This is a genomic window from Nonomuraea sp. JJY05, from assembly GCF_043496855.1.
In the GTDB taxonomy this organism is placed as follows: Bacteria; Actinomycetota; Actinomycetes; order Streptosporangiales; family Streptosporangiaceae; genus Nonomuraea.
The window spans coordinates 1-1,763 of sequence record NZ_JBIEIS010000121.1; the positions used below are offsets into that span (position 1 = coordinate 1).

At 71.0% G+C, this 1,763-nt stretch carries 2 protein-coding genes and 1 pseudogene; all 3 read right to left on the reverse strand.

Features of this window, described 5'->3' with window-relative positions; translation table 11 throughout:
* Window positions 1–299, reverse strand: a pseudogene (locus tag ACFKCF_RS61530) (hypothetical protein); the annotation flags it as partial.
* Window positions 286–1,236: an ABC transporter permease gene (locus tag ACFKCF_RS61535; protein WP_394506772.1), complete on the reverse strand. Its 951-nt coding sequence runs from the start codon at window positions 1,234–1,236 to the stop codon at window positions 286–288. The gene ACFKCF_RS61535 and the pseudogene ACFKCF_RS61530, both read right to left, overlap by 14 nt.
* Window positions 1,233–1,763, reverse strand: a 531-nt coding sequence (locus ACFKCF_RS61540) for an ABC transporter permease (protein ID WP_394506774.1), incomplete at its 5' end; no start/stop codon positions are given. The genes ACFKCF_RS61535 and ACFKCF_RS61540, both read right to left, overlap by 4 nt.

The window sequence follows — 1,763 nt, forward strand, 5'->3', positions numbered from 1 at the left end:
GGCCCGTCCTTCTTGTACTTGGCCGTGTCCGTCATCTTCGGGGCAATGGCCTGCTCCCACGGCTTGTCGGAGGGACCCTCCGGGGTCTGGGTGCGCATGGCCAGCTGGGCGTCGAAGTCCGCCTGCACGAAGAACTTCGACTGCGCGCCCGTGCCCGAGCCCGAGCCCGAGCCCTGGGCACTCTGACTGGCGCTCGGGGCGGAAGCGGCGGGTTGAGTCGTGGCTGTCGGCTTGTCGGTGGTGCAGCCGGCGAGGGCGAGAACGGCGAACGCGGCGACTGCGGCCTTACGACGCGGCATGTGCGTCTCCTCTTCGGGGGGTGAACTTCCAGGGAAGCCGGATGGCTCCCGCCGCGACCGCGGCGATGATGATGACGCCCTGCACGGTGAACTCCAGCGCTCCCGAGATCCCATACAGGTTGAGCAGCGTGAACAGGGCCTCCAGCGTGAAGGCTCCGGCCATGGCGGCCAGCACGGAGCCGCGGCCGCCGCCGAGCACCACGCCGCCGAGGACGACCGCGGTGATGGCCGAGAACTCCAGCCCCTGACCCACCTGCGCCGATACTCCGGCGAAGCCGCCGAGCAGGATCGCCGCGACCGCGGCGGCCAGACCGGACAGCATGAAGGCGAAGATCTTGGCCCGGTCGACCCGGACCCCGGACAGGGCCGCGGCCCGCTCGTTGTCCCCGGTGGCCATCAGCGTTTTGCCGAAGTCGGCGCGCATGAGCCAGATCGCCGCCGCCCCCATGGCCAGCAGGATCAGCACCGACCACGGCACCGGCCCGAGACTGCCGCGGCCGAAGGCCCGGAACCCCTCCGACAACGCGCCGCGCGGTGCGCCGCCGGTCCACAGGAACACCGCTCCGGACAGGATGAGCAGCATGCCGAGCGTCACGATGAACGACGGCACCCGCAACGTGGTGGTGACCACGCCGTTGACCAGCCCGACGAGCAACCCGATGACGATCAGCAGGGCGATGACCGGCCAGGTCGCCGGTTCCTCGCCGTCGATGAGCCGCGCGGCGATCACCACTTCGGCCGTCACCAGCGAGCCGACCGACAGGTCGAACTCGCCGGAGACGATGACGAAATACTGTCCCGCGGCCAGGATCACCAGCGGCGCGGCCCGCTTGAGGAACGCCAGGAACCCGGCGGGCTCCAGGAAGAAGGGGTTGGCGACCGCGATCGCGGCCAGCAGCACCACGAGGACCACGAGGATGGGAAGTGCCCGCTTCATGCCGACCGTCCCTTGATACGCCGGGCGTAGACGGCCACCGCGATGACGATGACCACGCCGCGGACCACGTCCTTGACGAAGGAGTTGACCTCGAGCTGGTTGAAGATGGTGTCCAGGACGGCCAGCAGCAGGACCCCGCCCACGGTTCCGGCGACGCCGCCCTTGCCGCCGGCCAGCGCGGTCCCGCCGAGCACGACCGCGGCGATGGACTCCAGGTCGTAGCCGCCATCGGTGCCCACCGTGGGCGCGCCGGCGCCGAGCCTGCTGGCCAGCAGCAGGCCCGCGACGCCGGCGCAGACGGAGCAGAGCACGTGGGTGAGCACGATGACCCGGCTGGTGCGGATCCCGGACAGGCGGGCGACCTCCTCGTTGCCGCCGACGGCGTAGATGCGGTAGCCCAGCCGGGTCCTGCTCAGCAGGAACCAGGCCACGACCGCCACGCCCGCCCAGAGCAGGGCGGAGACGGGGATCGGCCCGATCCGGGAGTAGCCGAGGATCTGGAACGACTCGGGCACCTTGCCGGCCGG

What these genes read in the sequence shown, in the direction of transcription:
- ACFKCF_RS61535 (WP_394506772.1), bottom strand. Translation starts at nt 1,236, where the DNA reads ATGAAGCGGGCACTTCCCATCCTCGTGGTCCTCGTGGTGCTGCTGGCC.